The sequence below is a fragment of the Pseudomonas yamanorum genome (genome assembly GCF_900105735.1).
Classification (GTDB): domain Bacteria; phylum Pseudomonadota; class Gammaproteobacteria; order Pseudomonadales; family Pseudomonadaceae; genus Aquipseudomonas; species Aquipseudomonas yamanorum.
In genome coordinates this window covers 7,064,924-7,087,425 of the sequence record NZ_LT629793.1, presented here as the reverse complement: position 1 = coordinate 7,087,425, position 22,502 = coordinate 7,064,924, and the positions used below count along the sequence as shown (strand labels likewise).

Genomic DNA, 22,502 nt, shown 5'->3' with positions numbered 1-22,502 from the left:
TTTGTTGCGCTTCCTTGTTCGTCGCATTCCGTTTATTGGGTGATTTATGGCAATTCATGCTTATGTTGGCAAACCAGGACACGGTAAAAGTTACGGGCGTCGTTGAACACGTTGTAATTCCCTCGTTGAAGCAGGATAGGCATGTAGTCACCAATATTCCTTTGGTTATTGATGATCTTTTAGCTACTTATGGTGGGAGAATTACTCAACTCCCAGCTAATTGGTATGAGCTTTCAGACCTTGCTGAAATTATCCCTTCTGGCTGCGTTGCCATTATCGACGAATGCTGGAGACGCTGGCCCGCGGGCCAGAATGTGAACCATGCTAATTTCACTGATAAGGCCTTATTGGCAGAACACCGGCACCGTGTTGACCACAAAAATAACTCAATGCGTGTTGTCCTGGTTACGCAAGATCTTGCTCAAATTTCATCATGGGTTCGCCTTTTGGTTGAAACGACCTATCGGATTAGAAAACTGAGCAAAAAAGCCTTTAAGGTTGACATATATAACGGCGCCGTTACTGGTGACGCTCCATCAAAGACTAAGCTCATCAGGACTACTGCTGGTACCTTTAAGCCTTCTGTCTACTCTTGTTATAAGTCGGCAACTCAATCAAGTTCCGGCGACGTGGGTGATGAGTCTTCTGCTGATGGTCGTGCAAGCATTTTGCGATCCTTTGGGCTTTGGGCAACACTAGGTGCATTTGTTTTGTTTATTGGCCTTGGTATTTTTGGTGTCAAAAGCTTTTTTCGCCCGGTTCTCCTGGTGTGATTGATCGTCACGACACTGCACGTTCCCTAAAGCACCGGCTAAGCCTGCTGAGCCTCCTATTTCAACTACTTGGCGGCTTGTGGGCTTCGTTCATCCTTCAAGGCCTGATTCCTCTTCAAAATCTGTATCTGAAGCTCTTGCCCTAGTAGCTGATAACAACGGTAATACTCGTTACATTTCTTTCTCTCACTGTCGATATTTTCCAGACTTCACTGAGGCTTATTGTTTGGTTGATGGTTTCAAGATTACTAATTGGTCATTAAAAAAACCCAATCCAATTACAGGTGGATTAATTGGCGGTGGTCTTTAGCGTAGCGCTAAGACCGCGGCCAATTAATTGACCAACCATTCGGAACTCAGTCCATGAATACTTGTAAGTTTCTTCGCGGCTTCTATGTCTCTGTATTTCTGTTTTTCTTTGTTTCCTTTTCCCAGGCGGAAACAGTCCCTCAGCAACTAACGTTTGATTTTCAAACTATTCAGGCTTCTTCCGCCTTACAGCTTCTTGCTGATTACAGGGGCTTGAATCTTGTGTTGGACGAAAATGTCCGTGGTTCACTTTCTATGCGTATGAAGGATGTTACCTGGGATGAAGCCATTGAGTATGTGACTTCGGCAAAAGGGCTTTTATATACTGTTGAAGGTAAGTTTCTTCGTGTTAGTGGCTATCCACGACCAAGTGACTCCTATTCAACAAACTCATATATTGCTGCCCAAGATCAGCAAATTCAAAGTAATCCTTCCTTTGGCGTCAACTCCTTTGATGTTTCGATCCTCAAGGTGCATAACATTTTGGCGTCGGACGCAATAAAAGCATTTCCTCTCGACTCTGGAGAGACTCTAAATTTTGAAGATGGCTCTTCTGTCATCGTTGCCAGGATGAGCAAGCCGCGTTTAGAGCATCTCAAAACCCTGATTTCCGCTGTTGACTACTCCAGGAAGCAAGTGATGATCCAGGCTCGTATCGTCGAGGTGGATCGCTCGTATTCCAAGAATCTGGGCGTTCAATGGGGTGGCACTGTGGGCAGCGGTGCTGGGACTGTTTCAGGCTCTGTGCCGCTGGGCTTTGCCTCTGGAGCCATCGGTGCTATTGGCATTGTTTCAAGCGGTTTGACGCTCGACGCCAGGCTTTCAGCTATGGAGCAGGAAGGTAAGGGCAGGGTGATTTCCAGCCCTCGCGTTTATACCTCTGATCGTCATCAAGCCAAAATTGTTAAAGGCTCTCAGGTTCCTTATCAGCAATCGGCCGGCGATGGTGCAACATCCACATCCTTCAAGCAGGCTGCTTTATCGCTCGATGTGACTCCGATCGTTAACGATAAGGGCGTGCTGCTGGATGTCATCCTTTCAAAGGATGAGCCTGATTATTCCAATGCGATGAATGGCGTTCCACCGATCAACACGACTTCGCTGACATCCCGGGTTTTCTCGCCTTTTGGCCAGACCATTGCTTTGGGTGGTGTTTATTCGGATCTGGATACAACCGTCGTTAGAAGCGTGCCATTCCTTGGTAAGATCCCTGGCTTCAAGTGGTTATTTACCAGCACCTCAACGGTATCAACCAGCACAGAGCTTGTGCTTTTTCTGACACCTATTCTGGTTGAATCCATATAACTAAATTAAATGGTTATTTAGTTTAGTTATAATTTAAAGGAATTATAAGGGCAGGGCACTGCATAATCCGTGAAGCCCTGTCGATTATGATTGATCAGCAGATATTAAGGAAAATCCGTTATGCAAACCGACCGGCACTATCCAAAAAATCCTCCACTCGTTGGGTCGATTTTACTGACGTCTCACGACTCCCTCGCGCATGAAAACGAAATCCCCAAGGCTCGTGCAGGTGAAGCTTTGAAAATGGCAGAAGAAATTGCCAATGGTTTTGATGATGATAGTCACCATTTGGGGGCTCTGATGCTTCTTTTGTCAGACGTGCCAGCAGATCCTTTGCTCAAAGCGTCCGCTGCGCAAAAAGGTTCTGTGCTTGGTTTGGCATCCCTTGGATATCTAATATCTCGTCGTGCCACAGGTGCAAAAGCACGTCAGATTTTGAACGAAGGTGGTGGTGTTTTTCTGGTCAAGCTGACGGGTGATCAAGATGCACCAGGAGCTGAGATTCAGATGTTTAGCACATGGCAGGAATATCAGGATTTTCTGGAGCCGCTCCTGCGAGATGGGAATTTTGAAGCACAAAAGGTTTCGTCATTTTCGTGACGATGATTTATAGGGAAGCTTCTGGAGCCGGTCACCTGGCTCCAAATCTGATCACCATCCACCCTCATGGGTAAAACCATGGGTTCGCATAATGGGGTTGACGTTATGGTACTTGTCGCCCGAGAGGGCAGAATCCGACGGCGGGAAAATCGCGAAGCCCCGGCGAGGATTTACCCATAACGTCTATTATGCGAGGCCAAAATAGTGCCGGATTATCCAAAGGTAAAGCTCACGGCTTCCTTTTCAGCGACTTCGTTGTACATGCGAACTTCTTCCGGTGAAGCTATGTAGGGAGGCTCTTCCTGGTAGCCGCCCTGAAGCACGGTATACGGATTGATAACGATCAAAAGCTTGTGACGGTACTGGTCCGGAGAGATGAATCGATCAGTTTCAGATTTGATAACACGCCAAAAAACACCCTCATATAGGGCCACATTCTCAGGAGATGCGAGCAACTCTTTGATATCCAGCGTTGTGGCGAACCGTCCCGGAATTATCCCGCCATTTCTTATTGGCACCTTGTAATTAGCATCTCCCCACTCTTCAAGCTCTTCGCTCATATGGCAATCCATCCCCGGATACAGCACTCTGTCCTCATTGGGGTTTTTCGCGAAATGGTGCCGCAGCGTCCAAAGCAGGTGATATTGGGATACGGCCTCGTGACTCTGAATGACCTCTCCAGCTTCGACACGTGTGACTTCCGCTAAGAAGGCGGTTTCGATCGGCCAGCTTATTGCCTGCTCGGTCTCTTGAGACCAGCTTCTCTTTCCGATAAAGATCTGATTTCTTACTCCTAGAAAGCTTGTCGTTCCGAACGGTTTACGTACTACACGTACTTTTTGTGAGCTATTTACGAACCGTTCAAGCAAAGCTTTCATATGGAAATGCTGTTTTTTTGTGAGCTGATAGCCTGGCTTTTTGTCCTTTTTTTCAGTCATTTCCAATTCCATTTTGTTTGGTTATCTCAGTTTTGCGCCCGATAGCATTTTATGCCATACCTCGACCTGCCTGAAGGGCATTAGGCGCCGCGCAGATCTTCGCTAGTGCGTTGCAACACCGGCGCCGATACCCGGCAAAGCCGGCCGGTCTATCGTCCAAAGAAAAACCCCAGCGTTCCTGAGAGCCCTGGTTTTTTTTGTCGCGTTCAAATTGCCTGTAGTTGAGGCGGTGTCACTTCGCGCCCTGATTACCCCAAGGCATTGCCCCGGGTTTTGTGCGAAGCCTGCGCGGTCCCGTGACGTGCCGCGCTATCATCGGATAGGTCCCGGCAGGTCCAATCTAGTAGTCTGAACCTAAGCAACTTTTGAGGTCTTGAAGGGAGTGCCATAAAGGGTGTTTCTGGTCGCTTCCAATCACCAAATCAATCTGTGCAGTGATCGCTAATAGCCTATCGTGCACGCCTGAAAGACCAGTTCTTTGCCCCTCCATCAACTCCGGCAAATACGCCCAGACATCCCCATTGAGAAACTCGATCCCAGCACCGTCCTCGCTGACCTGGATAGTTGCCAGCCCTTGCGGTGATAGGCCTAGCAGGTCAATGCAAATCGCCGGCTTGAAACACAGTTCTGCACCCGTCAAAAGCTGGACAACAATGAGATCCGTGCTCAGGTCATAACGCGCAGTAGCTGCGATTTTTCCTCGATCAGGCATTGCTAGATCTCTCGGGAGGGTTGGATTTTTATGCTGATTTTTCGCGTCCGCGAAAATGCTCACATGAGGGCAGGCCGGAACGGCCTGGGTGGGGGTGCTGTTACACCCCCACTTTACCGAAGACTTCTTCGGTTTCCGACTTCACTTGCTCGCTTTTTCATAGCGTTTCAATGGCAAAGCCAGGTTCTGTCGCTGCTTGTTTTCTTCCTTGTGAGCGTCGTCGAAATTGCGAATTTTCTCTAGCTCAAAAACGCGCTCCTGAACCAGCATTGCTCGGATGACTCGCTTCACTGTCTGTCGCGTGTCTTCCTCGGTTTTCCCTAATTCGCGCACCAGTAGTGCTAGGTCTCCGTCCTCAGTCAGCTCGTCGTCGTCGAACATGATCTGATCAGCTGAACAGCCCAAAGAGATGATTACCTTTTTGAGGTTTTCTGCTCGAGGGCTCGAAACCTCCCGCTCGATGTCTGCAAGCGTCCGCTCCGGGATACCGCTCAATTTTGCTAGCTCCTTCAGCTCAAGACCTTGCTTGAGCCGCTCTTGCCTGATCCTGGTGCCGATGCCCATTTTGCGTCTCCGAATGCGGTTTACCGTTTCTATCGGACAAGTATCGGCTAAAAACCGTTCTTTTTCTCTTGACTCAAACGGAAGACCGCCTATGATTGCGGAATACCGTCCTTTTGGATGCAGTTAACCGCTTTTGACTTGTCAGTAAGGCGCTCGGATGTTCATAGATTGGCTAACCATTTCGCAGGAGCACGACCACGATCTACCTGTCGTGTGCGACGTGTTTACCTTGACGATAGATGCCAATACAAACGAAGTCCTTAGCACTCGCCAGCCTCGTTTCAAGCATGAGGCCAGCTTTTCGACATCGGTCACGATTCATGTTCAGGGTCGCAAGATCCGCGTTGAAGGAAATCCCAGCCGGGTAGGGCGGCTCGACAACTTGTTTGGTTTTACTTCTATCGAGCAATGCGTCTCGGTTTACAACGCGCTGTTGCGTGAATACGGCCTTCCTGGTTTTACCCGCTGTACTCGCATTGATATTCGCCAAGGTGAGTCAGGAGCAAAGTGCGGCGACCGTATCGCCGATGGGGCAAAGATTGAACGGATAGATTTGACCACCAACGTTTCATTGGGGGAGGGCAATGTTCTTGCCTATCTGCGCGGCGTTTCTAGCCAGCGAATCGGTCATTCCATCGGCTTTCTGTATCCCAACGGGCGCACTGTTGCTTGGACTTCCAAAGGAAATGGTAAAGGCGGTCGCCTTCAATATCGAAAGGCGTATGACAAGGCCTTTGAAATGGATCAGAACTGTCTTCCAAAGATTAAGCGTGTCTTTGGTGAGGACTCAGAAGAATACAAATATGTTCAGCGAGTTAAAAACTACTGCGCACAAGAAGGCGTAGTTCGCATGGAACAAGAGCTTAAGAGCGAATATTTACAGCGTGAGACCCTTTGTTATTGGGGCTTATTTGATGAAAGGCGTCTGGCCGAACTCCATAGTGAGTTTCTTAAAATAGATGAAAAGTTAAAGGTGACCGCAATGGACCTTCAGAGTATTGCTGACAAACTGATTGAACAAGGCATTTGTAAGGGGAGGGCTTCTGCAAATGCTACTTCTTCTTACGCCATTCTTTGGATGAGCGGTCATCATCACGGTTTGTCTCAGCGTGCTTTTGAAACTCATGCGGCTCGGCTTAATAAAATCGGCATTAATATTCGTAATGCTTGCGATACCAGTCGTTTTGCCCCGGTCTTCGTTCGGCAGTGCCGCGAGGTGACGAAAAGCACTTTGTCTGTGCCAACTTGGTATCAGCGTCCTAATCACCTGCACCAGGTTGCAGCGTGAGAACTGTAAGTTTTCAAGGTATTCAGCTTACAAGTGGCCAACAACGGCGTTTGGCTGAACAACAACGAGTACTAGGTGCTTTCATTAACCCTGTTCTTGCTCAGCAGGTCGAGCAGACATTCAAAGCTGTTGAGGCACGAAAAGAGCAGGGCGTTAAACCTGAGCGTATTTGGTTAGTAGAGCGTCAAGAAAAAGGGACAACCTGTGTAGCCGAATGGATGGGGTTCTAATGGATAAGAAGCAATTTCAAGTTCTGCGCTGGAATATTGAAGCAGATATTCGTAATCACGTCACAGATGAGTCGCTAGTAAAGAGTATCGCAAATGATGTAATGCGAACGGTGCTGGCTGACTTTTCAAACCAAGCTGTAGCTCGTCAACGGAATAAACGTCAATTTCTAACCTTCAGGCGCAACCCTGAAGCTATTGCGCCCAGTTGGGCATATCGTAAACCCGGCACTGTTCCTGGGTTTCCAACACTGAGATAAGGGCATCAACATGTCTAACGTTATCGTAGTTGAAGTAACTGGCAATCACCGCAGTGGTACTGCTGCAAAGTCTGGCAAGCCCTATTGCATGTTTGAAGCATATGCACATTTGCCAAATATTCCGTATCCGCAGAAGTGTACTTTTTACGCTGAGACTCCGCAGCAGGTTCCTCAACCCGGAAAGTATGAGTGTGATGTGATTGCACAAGTTCGTGATGATCGGCTTATTTTTGAAGTCGATCCTCGTCAAGGGCGTCGCGTGAGTTCCGGCGCTCCTGGTTCTTCGACACCGCAGAAGCCTGCGTAATGACCGGTTTATTGCATTGCCCTGGTGAATTAATTATTCAGGGCGGTGTTCCCTCGTGTTCGGTCGATTGGGTTTCTGTTCCTTACATTGTCCCTTTTGACCCTTCACAACTTGATCCAGTTATTTTGGCTCAAGCTTTTGGCGCCGGGTTCACATTGGTAGCCAGCTTTATGGTTATGTCGATGGGAATTCGTGCGTTTCTAAACTTCATTAAACAATCCTGAGGATTCACCATGTTCAAAAAGACTGCTGCTGTAGCTGTATCCGCTGTTGCCCTGGCTGTTGTTGCACCTTCGGTTTTTGCAGCTGACCCTGCCGGTGGCTGGGACTATACGGGCCTAACTTCGTCTATCGACTTCAGCACCATTTCCGTTGGTGTCCTGGCTGTCGCTGGCATCCTCGCTGGTGTTTATGCCGGTATCAAAGGCGCGAAAATCGTTGTCGGTTTCTTGCGCGGTTAAGTCGCTTTCTCTGCGTGACCTGGGCGTCTTCGGGCGCCCTTTTTTTATAAAAAATGAGGCCGCTGCATGGATCAGCTCTATTACTTCGCCATGTTCGTCATTGGTTCCGGCTGTTCGTTCGCTGTCTTTTCGGGGTGGTGATATGAAAGCCATTTACTTATTGCCTTTTCTATTTTTGGCTGCGTTTTCTTCCTCTGCTTCTGCTGGGTGGAAGTGCAGTGGATCCACTGCTACTTCGTATGCTAATGATTGCGCTACTGCTGGAGTTCAGAAAACTCCAGAGGCCTTGGTTAGCGCCTTTGTAAGCTCTGTCATTAGCTCTAATACAAACGTTAACCGAAAAGACTACAAGGCCGGCGCTTGCACATTGATTGGCTCGACCAATGCCAATTGTGCTTTCTCGTACACGTCTTTCGGAAACGTCATTAATAATAGTATTGGCACCGTTAAAGAGGCCGCCGTTTGCCCTCCAACTGTTGAGGCTCGTGGCCCGAATGCCAGTACCAGCAAGACAGGAGATAAATATTTTGTTATTTGGTCGGTTCGTACTGTTACTTCTGACATTTGCCATAACTCTTGCTCTTACCTTGCAAGTTCTGCCAAAGGTGGTACCTGCTATCTCGCTCCAGGCCTTACAGATACTGGTTTTTGTAACTTCTCTGTGGATCTCAATTCCGCGAGTCCTTCATGTGGTGCTGAAGCCGGGTATACGGCTCCGTCCGTTGGCGATCCTCTCACTCCCTCTATTGACCCTGGCGACGGCGGCGGCGATGGCTCCAATCCTGGTGGAGGGGATGACGGCGGTGATGGCAATGGTGGTAACGGTGGGGATGGTGATTCCGGTTTTGATGGTGAGCTGTCTTTCTCTAACCCTGGATCGTTGAATGCGGATGCCGTAATAGATAATGGGGTTAATTCTGTTCACTACGGTGTTTTTGTTCGTGGCATGGAAGTTGATCTTAACGAATCTGGTTTTGGTCAAGCGATGACTGAATTTAAGGAAAATATTGCAGCTGCTGGTTCCGGTGGTCAGTGCCCAACTGCTGATGTTGCTATTTTAGGAACTATTGTTTCATTTGATGCTCATTGCGTGTTATTTGCTGAAATTTCACCATTGCTAAGCGCTGTGTTTCTTGCAGCTTGGTCGCTTATCGCACTTCGTGTATTCCTATCTGCGTGATCCCATTATTAAGATTTGAGAAGCTAATGAAAAATCGCACCCTTAAATTATTCGAACTTTTATATTTTATTAGCTGGGGTTTTTTTGGCTTGTTAGCTGCTTTTATTGTTGAAGTACTTGTTTTGCATTACTTTGAACTTGCATTGGGCTCCCAGACTTCTTTTGGCCTTCTAATCTTAGATATTTACTATTTTTATAGTTGAGGTCGAAATGACAGCTTTTGGTGACTGGCTTTTATCCATATTTCAAGAAATAATTCAATTCATAATTAATATTCCTGTTGCTATTGCAGACTGGTTATATCAGGCTCTTTTGGATCTGATTAGCGCTAGTTTCATCGTAGGCCTAATCACAAGTGCTGGTGAGCTTTTTGGCGGTATTGATTCGTCAGTATGGTATTTCCTTAGTATCTTTCAAATTCCCTTTGGGATTTCTGTGGTAATGAGTGCCTATTTGTTGCGCTTCCTTGTTCGTCGCATTCCGTTTATTGGGTGATTTATGGCAATTCATGCTTATGTTGGCAAACCAGGACACGGTAAAAGTTACGGCGTCGTTGAACACGTTGTAATTCCCTCGTTGAAGCAGGATAGGCATGTAGTCACCAATATTCCTTTGGTTATTGATGATCTTTTAGCTACTTATGGTGGGAGAATTACTCAACTCCCAGCTAATTGGTATGAGCTTTCAGACCTTGCTGAAATTATCCCTTCTGGCTGCGTTGCCATTATCGACGAATGCTGGAGACGCTGGCCCGCGGGCCAGAATGTGAACCATGCTAATTTCACTGATAAGGCCTTATTGGCAGAACACCGGCACCGTGTTGACCACAAAAATAACTCAATGCGTGTTGTCCTGGTTACGCAAGATCTTGCTCAAATTTCATCATGGGTTCGCCTTTTGGTTGAAACGACCTATCGGATTAGAAAACTGAGCAAAAAAGCCTTTAAGGTTGACATATATAACGGCGCCGTTACTGGTGACGCTCCATCAAAGACTAAGCTCATCAGGACTACTGCTGGTACCTTTAAGCCTTCTGTCTACTCTTGTTATAAGTCGGCAACTCAATCAAGTTCCGGCGACGTGGGTGATGAGTCTTCTGCTGATGGTCGTGCAAGCATTTTGCGATCCTTTGGGCTTTGGGCAACACTAGGTGCATTTGTTTTGTTTATTGGCCTTGGTATTTTTGGTGTCAAAAGCTTTTTTTCGCCCGGTTCTCCTGGTGTGATTGATCGTCACGACACTGCACGTTCCCCTAAAGCACCGGCTAAGCCTGCTGAGCCTCCTATTTCAACTACTTGGCGGCTTGTGGGCTTCGTTCATCCTTCAAGGCCTGATTCCTCTTCAAAATCTGTATCTGAAGCTCTTGCCCTAGTAGCTGATAACAACGGTAATACTCGTTACATTTCTTTCTCTCACTGTCGATATTTTCCAGACTTCACTGAGGCTTATTGTTTGGTTGATGGTTTCAAGATTACTAATTGGTCATTAAAAAAACCCAATCCAATTACAGGTGGATTAATTGGCGGTGGTCTTTAGCGTAGCGCTAAGACCGCGGCCAATTAATTGACCAACCATTCGGAACTCAGTCCATGAATACTTGTAAGTTTCTTCGCGGCTTCTATGTCTCTGTATTTCTGTTTTTCTTTGTTTCCTTTTCCCAGGCGGAAACAGTCCCTCAGCAACTAACGTTTGATTTTCAAACTATTCAGGCTTCTTCCGCCTTACAGCTTCTTGCTGATTACAGGGGCTTGAATCTTGTGTTGGACGAAAATGTCCGTGGTTCACTTTCTATGCGTATGAAGGATGTTACCTGGGATGAAGCCATTGAGTATGTGACTTCGGCAAAAGGGCTTTTATATACTGTTGAAGGTAAGTTTCTTCGTGTTAGTGGCTATCCACGACCAAGTGACTCCTATTCAACAAACTCATATATTGCTGCCCAAGATCAGCAAATTCAAAGTAATCCTTCCTTTGGCGTCAACTCCTTTGATGTTTCGATCCTCAAGGTGCATAACATTTTGGCGTCGGACGCAATAAAAGCATTTCCTCTCGACTCTGGAGAGACTCTAAATTTTGAAGATGGCTCTTCTGTCATCGTTGCCAGGATGAGCAAGCCGCGTTTAGAGCATCTCAAAACCCTGATTTCCGCTGTTGACTACTCCAGGAAGCAAGTGATGATCCAGGCTCGTATCGTCGAGGTGGATCGCTCGTATTCCAAGAATCTGGGCGTTCAATGGGGTGGCACTGTGGGCAGCGGTGCTGGGACTGTTTCAGGCTCTGTGCCGCTGGGCTTTGCCTCTGGAGCCATCGGTGCTATTGGCATTGTTTCAAGCGGTTTGACGCTCGACGCCAGGCTTTCAGCTATGGAGCAGGAAGGTAAGGGCAGGGTGATTTCCAGCCCTCGCGTTTATACCTCTGATCGTCATCAAGCCAAAATTGTTAAAGGCTCTCAGGTTCCTTATCAGCAATCGGCCGGCGATGGTGCAACATCCACATCCTTCAAGCAGGCTGCTTTATCGCTCGATGTGACTCCGATCGTTAACGATAAGGGCGTGCTGCTGGATGTCATCCTTTCAAAGGATGAGCCTGATTATTCCAATGCGATGAATGGCGTTCCACCGATCAACACGACTTCGCTGACATCCCGGGTTTTCTCGCCTTTTGGCCAGACCATTGCTTTGGGTGGTGTTTATTCGGATCTGGATACAACCGTCGTTAGAAGCGTGCCATTCCTTGGTAAGATCCCTGGCTTCAAGTGGTTATTTACCAGCACCTCAACGGTATCAACCAGCACAGAGCTTGTGCTTTTTCTGACACCTATTCTGGTTGAATCCATATAACTAAATTAAATGGTTATTTAGTTTAGTTATAATTTAAAGGAATTATAAGGGCAGGGCACTGCATAATCCGTGAAGCCCTGTCGATTATGATTGATCAGCAGATATTAAGGAAAATCCGTTATGCAAACCGACCGGCACTATCCAAAAAATCCTCCACTCGTTGGGTCGATTTTACTGACGTCTCACGACTCCCTCGCGCATGAAAACGAAATCCCCAAGGCTCGTGCAGGTGAAGCTTTGAAAATGGCAGAAGAAATTGCCAATGGTTTTGATGATGATAGTCACCATTTGGGGGCTCTGATGCTTCTTTTGTCAGACGTGCCAGCAGATCCTTTGCTCAAAGCGTCCGCTGCGCAAAAAGGTTCTGTGCTTGGTTTGGCATCCCTTGGATATCTAATATCTCGTCGTGCCACAGGTGCAAAAGCACGTCAGATTTTGAACGAAGGTGGTGGTGTTTTTCTGGTCAAGCTGACGGGTGATCAAGATGCACCAGGAGCTGAGATTCAGATGTTTAGCACATGGCAGGAATATCAGGATTTTCTGGAGCCGCTCCTGCGAGATGGGAATTTTGAAGCACAAAAGGTTTCGTCATTTTCGTGACGATGATTTATAGGGAAGCTTCTGGAGCCGGTCACCTGGCTCCAAATCTGATCACCATCCACCCTCATGGGTAAAACCATGGGTTCGCATAATGTATATTATGTTAAACGATGTGTCATAGTCATAAGTGCGCCGCGTACAAACCTGGGCCAGATGCTCCCAGGTTTTTCTTCAACCGCCGTATCTCTGCGTACCCCCTTCACTTCACTTCACTTCACCTTACCGTTGCCTCAAGTACCACTTTTGACCTTACTCCAGATCCGCGTACGCACCCGCTCCATCTTCAGTGGCAACGGCTCCAAAGGAAACAGCGTATCCAGCACCGCTTTCGAAGGATAGACACCGGGATTGTCCCTGACCTTTTCATCAACCAGGCTCCGGGCATCCTTGTTGGCGTTGGCGTAACTGAGATAGTTGGAGGACTGCGCAATCACTTCCGGGCGCAGCATATAGTCGATAAATGCGAGCCCTTGCTGAGGGTTCGGCGCATCGCTGAGCAACACCAGGCTTTCGACCCAGACCGGCGCGCCTTCCTTGGGGATGCTGTACTGAATGTTCCTGCCATTGCCGGCGGCGTCGGCGGCTTTCTTGGCGTCCATTACGCCGCCGGCCCATCCCACTACGGCGCAGATATTGCCGTTGGCCAAGTCCGTAATAAACCGTGAAGAATCGAAGTAGCGAATATGCGGGCGCAGCTTCAGCAGCAACGCCTGGGCTTTTAAATAGTCATCAGGATTTTGGCTGTTATAGGGCAAGCCCAGGTAATGCAAGGCGATGGGGATGATCTCGCCTGGCGCATCCAGCATAGCCACACCGCATTCGCCCAATTTGGCGAGGTTTTCTTCCTTGAAAATCAAATCCCAGGAGTTGACCGGTGCATCGCTGCCCAGGATCGCCCGGATTTTATCGACGTCATAGCCAATTCCCGTGGTGCCCCACAGGTAAGGTACGGCGTAGCGATTACCCGGGTCGTTGGTTTGCACCTTCGCCAGAATATCCGGATCAAGGTGAGACAGATTGGTCAGTTGCGCGCGATCCAATTCCTTGAGCACACCGGCCTTGATCAGGTTCGGCAACAGGTCGCCGGTGGCCACCACCACGTCATAACCACTGCGCCCGGCCATGAGTTTGCTCTGCATGACCTCGCTGTTATCGAACACGTCATACGCGGCCTGGGTGCCGGTCTGCGCCTGGAAGTTCTTCAGCGTGTCCGGGGCAATAAAGTCGTACCAGTTGTAGATATTGACTTTCGGTTCTGCGGCTTGAGCGCAAAGCACCAGGCTGCTGAAGACCGCAGCCAGGCTCCATTGCATGCATCGAATGGCGATCATGAGAACTCCCGATTATTGTTATGAGGGGGGTAAAGAGAGATCAGCGAATCAGTAATTCACGGCGCCCGTCGGCGTGTTCCACGGTCTCACCGGGGAGCGTCAGGCGGCGGTCATTGAGGTAGTGATAATCCGCGCGGGCGGCTTGGACTTGGGTCAGGTCAAGGCTGATCATTTGCCGTGTTTCCTCGCGCCCGGCTTCGAACAGCACACGGCCGAACGGGTCGACCACAGCGCTGCCGCCGGCGAACACCAGGCCGTCATCGCCCTGCCCCACGCGATTGACCATCACGCTGAACACTTGGTTTTCCTGGGCTCGGGCCATGATCGCGGTGCGATGCACCGGGCCGTAAGGGTCCATGTTGCCGTTGGTGATAATGATCAGCTCGGCGCCCAGGTGGGCGAGTGCGCGTGCGGTTTCCGGCAGTTCGATGTCGTAGCAAATCAGAATGCCGATACGCACACCGTTGAAAAGCACCGTGCCGAAGCGGTCGCCGGGAGTGATGTCGCCCCGCTCCGAGGGCCACAGGTGTGTCTTGCGGTAACCCAGTGAGAGCCCATCAGGCGTAACCAGTACCGAAGTGTTGTAGAACACGCCCGCATCGTTCTCGACCAGGCCGATGACCACCGAAACACCCCGTTCGCGTACTGCCTGTTGCACGGCTTGCAGCGTCGGGCCTTCGAGGGTTTCTGCAACCGTTGCCAGCCGATCACCGGCGACGAAGCCCATCAAATGGGTTTCAGGAAACACCAACAGGTCGGTATCCGCGTCGCAGTGGGCGATGGCTTCCAAGGCACGCCTGAGGTTATAGGCGGTATCGCCATCGCGACCGGCTAACTGCATGATTTCAATGTTCATGGCTGATCCTTGCGTATAGTTGAGGCCGTACGGACACCGTGTGTACGCAGGCCTGGAACGAGTATGGGCTGTACCCACCTGGCAAAAAATCACTTCGATGGGGTACCCCCGAATGGGTAGTGAGATGAATCTGACGTTGCAGGACGTGGCTTGGCATGACTCGGTCGGCCGGTTGATCGAGACCCTGGACCGCCCGCACTTCTGGCGCTCAATGGCGCGCTTGCTCGGCAGATATGTGCCGCTGGACACCTGGGTGGTGCTGATCTTCAGCGACGGCAGGCCTCAGGTTCTCGCCGAATCCCAGAATGAAGATGGCAGCAGCGATTCGCTGTTCCAGGACTATCTCAAAGGGCTCTACCTGCTCGACCCCTTTTACCTGGCCAATCGGGAATCGCCGAAAAGTGGGCTGTTCCAACTGGATGATGTCGCCCCGGAATGTTTCGAGCAGACCGACTATTACCAACGCTACTTTCGCCTGAACGTGGTGGCTGACGAGATTCATATAAATGTGCAACTGGACCTTGAGCGGACCCTGAGCCTGTCACTGGGTAGCCACTGCCGCTTCAGCCAGGAGCAAATCGCATTATTGAGGCTGATCCAGCCGTGGGTGGCCGGTTTGATGCGCCAGCGTTGCGTGTTTGAACAGGAACTCAAGAGCCCTCCGGAACCGGCAGCGGACTGGCAGGAGCGCCTGCAGTCACCCGCGCTGCAAATCAGCTCCGCACTGTCGGTCCGCGAAGCCGAGGTTGCCCAATTGATGCTCAGTGGCTGCTCGAACAAAGAGATCGCGCGCAAGCTGGCGATCTCGGCCGAGACCGTGAAGGTGCACCGCCGGCACCTGTACAACAAGCTGGGGATCAAGTCCCAGTCTGAGCTATTCCTGTTGTTTCTCCAGGCTCAGGACTAGGCCTTCAAGGCTGAGGTGCCCAACCGACTTTCGCCATCGCCGCCAACAACTGGTCAGGCTTGAGTGCCAGGGCTTTTCTGCCGCGACCTTGCACGTCGTCGGCGGCCAACATCGCGTTGAGGATCGCCTCCTCCACAGCATCCGCTGCGGCCACGAACAAGGCCGTCATGTAGTCGTTGTTGACCATTTTCAATGGCGTCGTCGCGGGGCCCGGATGGCCCAGATTGGCAACCGGCAGGCCGCTGTTGCCTACTGAAAACGCGATGAAGATATCCCCACTGTCGTCTTCCGTACCGCCGCCGACCCGTGCCAACCCGATACTCGCGCGCTGGGCCAGGCGCGTGCACTGATGAGGCAGCAATGGCGCATCAGTAGCGATCGTGATCACGATGGAACCCATGCCGGGCACGCCAACATTCACCGGGCCGCTGTAGGGCGAAGGTATGTCCTTCAACACGCTGCCCACGGGGTAACCCGCGACACGCAATGCATCGCGCACACCATAGTTGGCCTGCACCAATGCACCGACGGTCCAACCGCCCTCCTCGCTGCTCAGAACCCGCGATGACGTGCCAATACCACCTTTGAACTCATGGCAGATCATGCCAGTGCCGCCGCCGACGCAACCTTCCTGCACCGGGCCGCTGCGGGCATCGGCCAGGGCGGCCTGGACATGTTCGGCGCTGACGTGTTGGTCCCAGATATCGCTGAGGATGCCGTCGTAGGTTTCCAGCACCACTGGCATGCACCAGTAGATGTGTTGCTTACCCATGTCGCGCTCTGCGGCCACCAGCGCATCGCGTACCACGCCGACGCTGTGAGTGTTGGTATAGGCAATCGGCGTGGTCAGCAAACCCGCTTCGCGAATCCATTCAAGGCCGGTGGCGTCACCGTTGCCGTTCAGTACGTGAACGCCGGCAAAACACGGAGCCAAATGGGCCGCAATCGGCCGCGGCTCGATGATGGTCACACCGGTGTGTATCGAGCCATCGCGGCTTTCAGCATTGAGTGTGTGATGACCCACCCTTACACCGGGCACATCAGTGATGCCGTTGAACACCCCAGGTGTGCCTGTACCGATTGCGATGCCAAGGTCTCGTAAGCGCATGTTTTAACTCTCAATAATCGAGTGAAGAACGTGCTGCGAGTCTAGGTTGGGGACTGGCCGCTGGCGATAACCCCCAATTGTTACCCCGGGGGCGTTAGGTCGGCATCAGGTCCATTTAGACGTGAGATCTGGATTAGCTCTGTTATAAACTGCTGATTACTTTATTTTCCGTCCAGCCAGGTGATGTATGGATCCTCTGTCCGACGTCCTTTCATTGTTGAGGGTGCGTAATTACCACTCCGCCACACTCTCCTTGGGCGGCGATTGGGCATTCACCTTTCCTGAGCGCGAAGGCATCAAGTTCACGGCGGTGGTCAAGGGCAGTTGCTGGTTGCATGTGGAAGGCGAACGGCAGCCGCAGCGCCTTCACCAGGGCGATTGTTTTCTCATGACCCGCGGCATGCCATTTTCGCTCTACAGCGATATGTCCCAAGCGGTAATGAACTCCGACGGACACTTTCGAACGCTCGCGGCGGACGAGTTGGCCCTGCATTACGGCGGTGACGACATCCAGCTGGTCGGTGGCCGCTTTGACTTCAGCGGTGTACCCGCCCAGTTGTTGCTCAGCAGCCTGCCTTCATTGGTCCACGTGCAGGCCAATGAACCGCAGGCATCGATCCTGCGCTGGGCGCTGGAGCGGTTCACCTCGGAACTGCAGCAGAAGCGCCCCGGCCGCTCGCTGATGAAGGGGTCATGCCGAGATAAAGGGAAATCAGGACATTCGCTCTGTAACATTATGATATAGCTATAGTTTATATATTTTTTATGTGAAGCCTGCCCTCGCCTCAGTTTAGCCGTCTATGCTGAAGCATTTGCTTTTCCTTGAGGGATGAACCCTATGGCGTCTCTGGAGCGGACCGCCTATCCGAAGCTGCCGGCGCACTTGTCGTCGAAAGAACTTCATCAGTGCTATTCGCTCTCAGAATCTGAGCTCGAATGGCTCTCTAGAACGGCTAAAAGCCCTGCTCTTACCATTGGTTTAGCTGTTCTGCTGAAAACATTCCAACAGCTTCATTACTTTCCCAGTCTCGAAGTGATTCCGACTGAAATCGTCAATCATGTCAGGTCTTGCCTCCGTTACGGGGTTCGCATAGTGCCTCGTTATGCGACTCCCCGAACCTTGTATCGCCATCAAAGAGCTATCCGTCAATATCTACAGATCACCGCGTTTTATGGGAGCGATGCTCTGAAAATTGCCGAGGAAACTGCCCACGAAGCGGCGGAGGTCCTTGATCAGCGCGTTGATGTCATCAATGTCCTGATTGGCGAGCTACTTGAGCGAGGTTACGAGCTGCCGGCGTACTCGACGCTCAATGATGCGGCTGAAGACGCCCAAGTTGCTCTCCAGGAAAAGATTTTCAACCGAGTCGTCGATAGGGCTCCGATTGATGTGATCTATCGTCTCAGAGAGCTTCTTGACACCGATTTCGGTCGTCGTCAAAGCGAATTCAATGCCCTAAAGCAGGTCCCCAAGAAGCCCTCTCGCAAACACTTGGAGATATTGATCGACCACTTAAGTTGGTTGGAGGGATTCGGCGACCTCGACGCTATCTTTGAGGGAATCGTTGATACCAAGATTTGGTTTTTTTCGAATCAAGCAGAGAAAGCAGATGTTTCAGAGCTTAAGGATTGCTCGCTTCCAAAGCGCTACACCTTGATGCTGGCGCTGATCTACCTCATGCGTGTACGAGCACGGGATCACCTTGCTGAGATGTTCATCAAGCGAGTCGCGACGATTCACAAGCGAGCCAAGGATGAGTTGGAGCAGATACAGCTACGTCAGCGCAAAAAGCTAGAGTTGCTCGTGGCTACCTTGGATGGTGTGATTCAGATTCTCAGCCAAGAACCAAGTGATCGGGAAGCTGGCAGCTTGATTCGCGAGTATCTGTCCCCCGAGGGGAGTCTTGATCACCTTCGCGAGGCCTGCGCCGAAGTCCAGGCCACAGGCGGCAGTAACTATCTCCCGCTACTCTGGAAACACTTCAAATCCCATCGATCACTGCTGTTCCGCCTGAGCCATCTGCTGCAACTGGAGCCAACAACCCAGGATCGCTCGCTTATCGACGCTTTGCATTTGGTCCAGGACAACGAGAACCGGCATAGGGAATGGATCGACGAGCATGTGGACCTGTCGTTCTCCTCGGATCGTTGGATCAAAGTTGTCCGTCGCGCCGCCAGCGAAGGGCCACCGACCAACCGGCGCTTCCTGGAAGTCTGCGTTTTTTCTCATCTGGCCAATGAGCTTCGCTCTGGCGATATCTGTGTCCTGGGTTCGGAGTCGTTTGCTGACTACCGCAAACAGTTATTGCCCTGGGATGAGTTCCTGGCTCGTCTGCCGGAATACTGCGAAAAGGTCGGCCTGCCGAGTACCGCCAAAGAGTTTGTCGCCAGCTTGAAGGAGCAACTTGAGAGCACCGCTCAGCAGTTGGATGACAAACTTCCCAGTTGCCACGGTGACGTGTCAATTAATGAGGCCGGTGATCCTGTGTTGCGCCGAGTGGTCGCCCGTGACATCCCGCCCTCAGCAATCTCGCTACAAACGGCGATTACTCAGCGTATGCCTGCCAGGCATGTGCTCGACATTATGGCCAACATTGAACACTGGATTCAGTTCACCCGCCATTTCGGACCGATGTCCGGCAGCGACCCCAAACTGAAGGAGCCGGCCGAACGCTACCTGATGACGATATTCGCCATGGGCTGCAACCTAGGGCCAAACCAGGCCGCTCGCCATCTGGCGGGTAACGTAACCCCACACATGCTGTCTTACACCAATCGTCGGCACTTGCCACTCGACAAGCTGGATAAGGCTAACCGGGAGTTGGTCGAACTCTACCTTCAACTCGATCTACCCAAGCTCTGGGGTGATGGCAAGGCGGTGGCGGCCGACGGGACTCAATTCGACTTCTACGATGAAAACCTGCTCGCCGGCTATCACTTCCGCTACCGGAAGATGGGCGCAGTCGCCTATCGGCATGTGGCAAATAACTACATCGCTGTCTTTCAGCACTTCATCCCACCAGGTATCTGGGAGGCTATCTATGTCATCGAGGGCTTGCTGAAAGCGGACCATAGCGTTGAAGTCGATACGGTCTATTCAGACACTCAAGGCCAGTCTGCGACGGTGTTTGCGTTCACCCATCTATTGGGCATCAATCTAATGCCTCGCATCCGCAACTGGCGCAACCTGGTCATGTATCGACCCGATCGCTCGGCCAAGTACAAACACATCAACAGCCTCTTCGCCGATACCGTCGACTGGAGCCAGATAGAGACCCATTGGCAAGATCTGATGCAGGTGGCGCTGTCGATTCAGGCCGGCAAAATATCTTCGCCAATGCTGCTGCGTAAACTCGGTTCTTACAGTCGGCGCAACAAGCTCTACCATGCAGCACAGGAGCTGGGATGCGTGATCCGGACCATTTTTCTGCTCAAATGGATTGGCAATCGTGAGTTGCGCCAAGAAGTAACTGCCAATACCAACAAGATTGAGTCTTACAACGGATTCTCAAAGTGGCTGTCCTTCGGCGGCGATGTCATCGCCGAGAACGATCCAGATGAGCAACAGAAGCGCTTGCGTTACAACGATATGATTGCCTCCTCGGTGATCTTGCAGAACACCGTCGACATGATGCGCATCCTGCAGAAGCTCGCCCAGGATGGCTGGCAGTTCACTGACGACGACGTATCGTTTCTTAGTCCCTACCTGACCAGCAATGTTAAACGCTTTGGGGAGTTCAACCTGAAACTCAAGCGTCCACCGGAACCTTGGATCATGGATTCTATTTTCCAGCAGGCTGCGGGGTCAATGCGTGCGCAACAGATGCCTAATAACAACGTTGAGGAGACGACCTGATGCACATTCCACCCGCTTCGTTTCGAGTGACACCCTATGGGGAAGTCGACGTCAAGGCACTTAAGTCCCTGCGCGCGAGCTACGAAACCTCTGAATTGCATAACTGGGTGGACCGGTTGGATGCCTGCCTTGCTCAAATCGGAGGGATCGCCAGTATTCGGGACGACTTCTTACGTCTGCATGCTATGGCCATGACCGTATTGGAAGGCTCCTCCCTTGCCGTCGCTGCCAGTGATGTCGACAGCATTTGGGAAGAGGCAATAGCGCTTCAAGAGGATATTTCTGCTTTATGTTATTGCTTGCAAGCGGGTTCTAAACAGGTTGCTCCTTTGGCAGCACTTGCTCCGGACTATCAGGACTAGACCATCAACGATACCCCCATTGCCGCGAACACTCCCGCTATCAGAATTTGCTTTCCATCCCATGAGGCCTTGCTGTGTTGTCTCCGCACCAGTTATTTACAGTCTAACCTCTGTAGGTTGGTACGGAATCAAAGTTTTTTATGACTGAAGAACTGATCATCGGTCGCGTGGCGAAGTGCCTTGCCGCGCCAAATGTGGAGACGGTTCGCTACTATCAGCGGCGTGGTTATTCGATGAGCCAGTCAAGCCGGTAGGGGCTTACCGGCGCTACCCGGCGGCAAAGGTGAAACACATCCACTCAAGCACTCAAGCGTGCGCCCGCGTTGGGTTTCACGCGGCAGAATATCGCGGGTCTGTCTGCTACGGCTTGAGGGAGCTCGCTCTTGTACAAAGACACGAGAGCGGGCAGCGAGTAAAGGTTGCACTGATTAAGCGCAAGATGATCAATTTGGCTTCAATGCGCGAGGTATTGTCCGGGTTGATCGGGCAGTGCGGCGCCGGTCAAACAGGACGGGAGATGCCCAATCATTCAAACCTTGGCGCCAGCCTAGCTTAACCCCCATGTTAATTGAGAGACGCCTCTGAGAATAACGAGGAGTTGCATCGACTTGCCCTACCTATTTGCATGGCCACCGTACAGCTCATGGTCAGTTGATGCGAGTAGGTGTTGTCATGGTAATTTGATTGCCCTCAACCCCACGTACGAACGCCGGGTTGGCTTTCGATACGTCTCGCCAGACCATTTACAGGATTCGCGACAAGGCCAAAGAAGTGCTGGGTGAACCCTGTGTGCCGGGGTCTGGCAGACTGAGGATAAGGGGCGCTGAGGGAGCGCTGACCCTCAACGTAGATCGCTGCGCCGATAAAGACTCAACCCCACCGCTAGCAGCGCCAGCATCCCGGCGCAACTGCGGTTGATCCACAACATGACCCGGGAAGAAAACGTGCGCATGGCATGACGACCGCCAAAGGCATAGATCGCCATCATCACGCAGTCAATCGCCGCACTGACCAGCGCCAGCACCACGTACTGCTGCGCCACCGGCTCACCGGGATGCACGAACTGTGGCAGGAACGCCGAGAAAAATAGCAGCCCCTTGGGATTGGAAAGCCCGACAAACAGCGAACGCATGAACGCCGAACGCCCGTTGGTCGTGCTTGCGGAACATTTCTGCGCCAACGCCTGGGTCGGCGATTTCCACAACACCCAGGCCAGGTACAACAGATAGACCGCCCCACCCCACTTCACCAGCGAAAACAACTGCTCGGAGGCATGCAGTAATGCCCCCAAGCCACAGCCCACCGCACCAATCAAAATCACATCGGAAAGCGCCGCACCGGCAATACCGCAGCCCGCAATACGCATGCCGTGTGAAGCACCGTTATTTAGTGCTAACAGCATCGACGGCCCCGGCGTCATCATTACTGCGCTGACTGTCACGATGTAGAGGAATAGCGTGGTTGCATCCATCGAAGAACTCCAGGCAGATGCGTTTCTAGAGCATAAATAGGCAGTTGAGAGTTTATCTCAGGCATGGGTTAAACAATATTCTGGTGCGCCGTGTATGAACCGCTCCCAACAGACGAACCCAAGGCCCAATCTGTAGGTTTTGGAGGCAGTTGGCAACCGCTATGCGTCAGTTTCCCCTCTACGAGACTTTCAGCACGGGCGTATGGAATCGACTTAAAGCCCGGAAAACTCTCTACGGGAATTGTGC

Annotated in this window: 24 protein-coding genes and 1 pseudogene; 18 read left to right on the top strand and 7 right to left on the bottom strand. The window is 51.2% G+C overall.

Features of this window, described 5'->3' with window-relative positions; translation table 11 throughout:
- From BLU46_RS32715 to BLU46_RS32705, 3 genes are all read left to right on the top strand, one after another.
- A partial coding sequence (locus tag BLU46_RS32715) for a zonular occludens toxin domain-containing protein (protein WP_331717199.1) occupies nucleotides 1-773 on the top strand: 773 nt, incomplete at its 5' end.
- A gap of 363 nt (nucleotides 774-1,136) precedes the next feature.
- Nucleotides 1,137-2,387 carry a hypothetical protein gene (locus BLU46_RS32710; protein ID WP_093210016.1) on the top strand — a complete coding sequence of 417 codons (1,251 nt, stop codon included), beginning with the start codon at nucleotides 1,137-1,139 and terminating at the stop codon, nucleotides 2,385-2,387.
- Nucleotides 2,388-2,507: 120 nt separating this feature from the next.
- Nucleotides 2,508-2,987, top strand: a complete 480-nt coding sequence (locus tag BLU46_RS32705) for a hypothetical protein (protein WP_172834569.1) — start codon at nucleotides 2,508-2,510, stop codon at nucleotides 2,985-2,987.
- Between the two features lie 212 nt (nucleotides 2,988-3,199).
- Here BLU46_RS32705 and BLU46_RS32700 read toward each other — a convergent pair whose 3' ends face one another.
- The 3 genes from BLU46_RS32700 to BLU46_RS32690 all read right to left on the bottom strand — a co-directional run bounded on the left by BLU46_RS32700 (nucleotide 3,200) and on the right by BLU46_RS32690 (nucleotide 5,201).
- Nucleotides 3,200-3,925, bottom strand: a complete 726-nt coding sequence (locus tag BLU46_RS32700; RefSeq protein ID WP_093196926.1) for a hypothetical protein — start codon at nucleotides 3,923-3,925, stop codon at nucleotides 3,200-3,202.
- A gap of 340 nt (nucleotides 3,926-4,265) precedes the next feature.
- Nucleotides 4,266-4,637 (bottom strand): hypothetical protein, encoded by a 372-nt coding sequence (locus BLU46_RS32695; protein ID WP_093196923.1) that lies wholly within the window; start codon nucleotides 4,635-4,637, stop codon nucleotides 4,266-4,268.
- Between the two features lie 141 nt (nucleotides 4,638-4,778).
- Nucleotides 4,779-5,201: a helix-turn-helix domain-containing protein gene (locus BLU46_RS32690; RefSeq protein ID WP_093196920.1), complete on the bottom strand. Its 423-nt coding sequence runs from the start codon at nucleotides 5,199-5,201 to the stop codon at nucleotides 4,779-4,781.
- A gap of 157 nt (nucleotides 5,202-5,358) precedes the next feature.
- Here BLU46_RS32690 and BLU46_RS32685 point away from each other — a divergent pair, with 157 nt between their 5' ends.
- From BLU46_RS32685 to BLU46_RS32645, 11 genes are all read left to right on the top strand, one after another.
- Nucleotides 5,359-6,489, top strand: coding sequence for a phage/plasmid replication domain-containing protein (locus BLU46_RS32685; protein WP_093196917.1), 1,131 nt, complete (start codon nucleotides 5,359-5,361; stop codon nucleotides 6,487-6,489).
- Entirely contained in the window at nucleotides 6,486-6,719 is a 234-nt protein-coding gene (locus tag BLU46_RS32680) for a hypothetical protein (RefSeq protein ID WP_231988852.1), read from the top strand. The genes BLU46_RS32685 and BLU46_RS32680 overlap by 4 nt, the downstream gene beginning before the upstream one ends.
- On the top strand, nucleotides 6,719-6,976 hold the full coding sequence (locus BLU46_RS32985) for a hypothetical protein (RefSeq protein WP_157721252.1): 258 nt from the start codon (nucleotides 6,719-6,721) through the stop codon (nucleotides 6,974-6,976). Before BLU46_RS32680 ends, BLU46_RS32985 begins: the two co-directional genes overlap by 1 nt.
- A 10-nt stretch (nucleotides 6,977-6,986) precedes the next feature.
- The gene (locus BLU46_RS32675; RefSeq protein ID WP_093210028.1) at nucleotides 6,987-7,283 is read left to right on the top strand and encodes a propanediol utilization protein; all 297 of its coding nucleotides are present in this window, start codon (nucleotides 6,987-6,989) and stop codon (nucleotides 7,281-7,283) included.
- The gene (locus BLU46_RS32980; RefSeq protein ID WP_157721251.1) at nucleotides 7,283-7,507 is read left to right on the top strand and encodes a hypothetical protein; all 225 of its coding nucleotides are present in this window, start codon (nucleotides 7,283-7,285) and stop codon (nucleotides 7,505-7,507) included. The genes BLU46_RS32675 and BLU46_RS32980 overlap by 1 nt, the downstream gene beginning before the upstream one ends.
- 9 nt (nucleotides 7,508-7,516) lie before the next feature.
- Nucleotides 7,517-7,744, top strand: coding sequence for a hypothetical protein (locus BLU46_RS32670; RefSeq protein WP_093196913.1), 228 nt, complete (start codon nucleotides 7,517-7,519; stop codon nucleotides 7,742-7,744).
- Between the two features lie 142 nt (nucleotides 7,745-7,886).
- Nucleotides 7,887-8,924 carry a hypothetical protein gene (locus BLU46_RS32975; RefSeq protein WP_157721326.1) on the top strand — a complete coding sequence of 346 codons (1,038 nt, stop codon included), beginning with the start codon at nucleotides 7,887-7,889 and terminating at the stop codon, nucleotides 8,922-8,924.
- A gap of 210 nt (nucleotides 8,925-9,134) precedes the next feature.
- Nucleotides 9,135-9,419 (top strand): DUF2523 family protein, encoded by a 285-nt coding sequence (locus BLU46_RS32660; protein WP_093210022.1) that lies wholly within the window; start codon nucleotides 9,135-9,137, stop codon nucleotides 9,417-9,419.
- Nucleotides 9,420-9,422: 3 nt separating this feature from the next.
- A complete protein-coding gene (locus BLU46_RS32655; RefSeq protein ID WP_093210019.1) occupies nucleotides 9,423-10,460 on the top strand; it encodes a zonular occludens toxin domain-containing protein in 1,038 nt (345 codons plus the stop codon).
- A 53-nt stretch (nucleotides 10,461-10,513) separates the two neighbouring features.
- On the top strand, nucleotides 10,514-11,764 hold the full coding sequence (locus BLU46_RS32650) for a hypothetical protein (RefSeq protein ID WP_093210016.1): 1,251 nt from the start codon (nucleotides 10,514-10,516) through the stop codon (nucleotides 11,762-11,764).
- 120 nt (nucleotides 11,765-11,884) lie between these two features.
- Nucleotides 11,885-12,364 (top strand): hypothetical protein, encoded by a 480-nt coding sequence (locus BLU46_RS32645; RefSeq protein ID WP_172834569.1) that lies wholly within the window; start codon nucleotides 11,885-11,887, stop codon nucleotides 12,362-12,364.
- Nucleotides 12,365-12,594: 230 nt separating this feature from the next.
- On the opposite strand, the gene BLU46_RS32640 is transcribed toward BLU46_RS32645, so the two are convergent.
- Both BLU46_RS32640 and BLU46_RS32635 read right to left on the bottom strand, forming a co-directional pair.
- Nucleotides 12,595-13,695: a polyamine ABC transporter substrate-binding protein gene (locus BLU46_RS32640; RefSeq protein WP_093210013.1), complete on the bottom strand. Its 1,101-nt coding sequence runs from the start codon at nucleotides 13,693-13,695 to the stop codon at nucleotides 12,595-12,597.
- Nucleotides 13,696-13,735: 40 nt separating this feature from the next.
- Entirely contained in the window at nucleotides 13,736-14,551 is an 816-nt protein-coding gene (locus BLU46_RS32635; protein ID WP_093210010.1) for a carbon-nitrogen hydrolase family protein, read from the bottom strand.
- 124 nt (nucleotides 14,552-14,675) lie between these two features.
- Between BLU46_RS32635 and BLU46_RS32630 the strand changes: the two genes are divergently transcribed.
- A complete protein-coding gene (locus BLU46_RS32630) occupies nucleotides 14,676-15,458 on the top strand; it encodes a helix-turn-helix transcriptional regulator (protein WP_063030153.1) in 783 nt (260 codons plus the stop codon).
- Nucleotides 15,459-15,462: 4 nt separating this feature from the next.
- On the opposite strand, the gene BLU46_RS32625 is transcribed toward BLU46_RS32630, so the two are convergent.
- Nucleotides 15,463-16,566: a DmpA family aminopeptidase gene (locus BLU46_RS32625; RefSeq protein WP_093210007.1), complete on the bottom strand. Its 1,104-nt coding sequence runs from the start codon at nucleotides 16,564-16,566 to the stop codon at nucleotides 15,463-15,465.
- Nucleotides 16,567-16,753: 187 nt separating this feature from the next.
- Here BLU46_RS32625 and BLU46_RS32620 point away from each other — a divergent pair.
- The 3 genes and pseudogenes from BLU46_RS32620 to tnpC form a co-directional block, all read left to right on the top strand.
- Nucleotides 16,754-17,251 (top strand): annotated as a pseudogene (locus BLU46_RS32620) (cupin domain-containing protein); the annotation flags it as partial.
- A gap of 153 nt (nucleotides 17,252-17,404) precedes the next feature.
- Nucleotides 17,405-20,422: a Tn3 family transposase gene (locus BLU46_RS32615; protein WP_093210004.1), complete on the top strand. Its 3,018-nt coding sequence runs from the start codon at nucleotides 17,405-17,407 to the stop codon at nucleotides 20,420-20,422.
- Nucleotides 20,422-20,784 (top strand): Tn3 family transposase post-transcriptional regulator TnpC, encoded by a 363-nt coding sequence (gene tnpC, locus BLU46_RS32610; protein WP_093210001.1) that lies wholly within the window; start codon nucleotides 20,422-20,424, stop codon nucleotides 20,782-20,784. Before BLU46_RS32615 ends, tnpC begins: the two co-directional genes overlap by 1 nt.
- Before the next feature lie 841 nt (nucleotides 20,785-21,625).
- On the opposite strand, the gene BLU46_RS32600 is transcribed toward tnpC, so the two are convergent.
- Nucleotides 21,626-22,255, bottom strand: coding sequence for a LysE family translocator (locus BLU46_RS32600; RefSeq protein ID WP_093209998.1), 630 nt, complete (start codon nucleotides 22,253-22,255; stop codon nucleotides 21,626-21,628).
- Nucleotides 22,256-22,502 lie beyond the last annotated feature (247 nt).

Bases quoted from the DNA above. Each gene is read 5' to 3' on its own strand.
- BLU46_RS32710 (WP_093210016.1), top strand. From the start codon at position 1,137: ATGAATACTTGTAAGTTTCTTCGCGGCTTCTATGTCTCTGTATTTCTG.
- BLU46_RS32705 (WP_172834569.1), top strand. From the start codon at position 2,508: ATGCAAACCGACCGGCACTATCCAAAAAATCCTCCACTCGTTGGGTCG.
- BLU46_RS32700 (WP_093196926.1), bottom strand. From the start codon at position 3,925: ATGACTGAAAAAAAGGACAAAAAGCCAGGCTATCAGCTCACAAAAAAA.
- BLU46_RS32695 (WP_093196923.1), bottom strand. From the start codon at position 4,637: ATGCCTGATCGAGGAAAAATCGCAGCTACTGCGCGTTATGACCTGAGC.
- BLU46_RS32690 (WP_093196920.1), bottom strand. From the start codon at position 5,201: ATGGGCATCGGCACCAGGATCAGGCAAGAGCGGCTCAAGCAAGGTCTT.
- BLU46_RS32685 (WP_093196917.1), top strand. From the start codon at position 5,359: ATGTTCATAGATTGGCTAACCATTTCGCAGGAGCACGACCACGATCTA.
- BLU46_RS32985 (WP_157721252.1), top strand. From the start codon at position 6,719: ATGGATAAGAAGCAATTTCAAGTTCTGCGCTGGAATATTGAAGCAGAT.
- BLU46_RS32675 (WP_093210028.1), top strand. From the start codon at position 6,987: ATGTCTAACGTTATCGTAGTTGAAGTAACTGGCAATCACCGCAGTGGT.
- BLU46_RS32980 (WP_157721251.1), top strand. From the start codon at position 7,283: ATGACCGGTTTATTGCATTGCCCTGGTGAATTAATTATTCAGGGCGGT.
- BLU46_RS32670 (WP_093196913.1), top strand. From the start codon at position 7,517: ATGTTCAAAAAGACTGCTGCTGTAGCTGTATCCGCTGTTGCCCTGGCT.
- BLU46_RS32975 (WP_157721326.1), top strand. From the start codon at position 7,887: ATGAAAGCCATTTACTTATTGCCTTTTCTATTTTTGGCTGCGTTTTCT.
- BLU46_RS32660 (WP_093210022.1), top strand. From the start codon at position 9,135: ATGACAGCTTTTGGTGACTGGCTTTTATCCATATTTCAAGAAATAATT.
- BLU46_RS32655 (WP_093210019.1), top strand. From the start codon at position 9,423: ATGGCAATTCATGCTTATGTTGGCAAACCAGGACACGGTAAAAGTTAC.
- BLU46_RS32650 (WP_093210016.1), top strand. From the start codon at position 10,514: ATGAATACTTGTAAGTTTCTTCGCGGCTTCTATGTCTCTGTATTTCTG.
- BLU46_RS32645 (WP_172834569.1), top strand. From the start codon at position 11,885: ATGCAAACCGACCGGCACTATCCAAAAAATCCTCCACTCGTTGGGTCG.
- BLU46_RS32640 (WP_093210013.1), bottom strand. From the start codon at position 13,695: ATGATCGCCATTCGATGCATGCAATGGAGCCTGGCTGCGGTCTTCAGC.
- BLU46_RS32635 (WP_093210010.1), bottom strand. From the start codon at position 14,551: ATGAACATTGAAATCATGCAGTTAGCCGGTCGCGATGGCGATACCGCC.
- BLU46_RS32630 (WP_063030153.1), top strand. From the start codon at position 14,676: ATGAATCTGACGTTGCAGGACGTGGCTTGGCATGACTCGGTCGGCCGG.
- BLU46_RS32625 (WP_093210007.1), bottom strand. From the start codon at position 16,566: ATGCGCTTACGAGACCTTGGCATCGCAATCGGTACAGGCACACCTGGG.
- BLU46_RS32615 (WP_093210004.1), top strand. From the start codon at position 17,405: ATGGCGTCTCTGGAGCGGACCGCCTATCCGAAGCTGCCGGCGCACTTG.
- tnpC (WP_093210001.1), top strand. From the start codon at position 20,422: ATGCACATTCCACCCGCTTCGTTTCGAGTGACACCCTATGGGGAAGTC.
- BLU46_RS32600 (WP_093209998.1), bottom strand. From the start codon at position 22,255: ATGGATGCAACCACGCTATTCCTCTACATCGTGACAGTCAGCGCAGTA.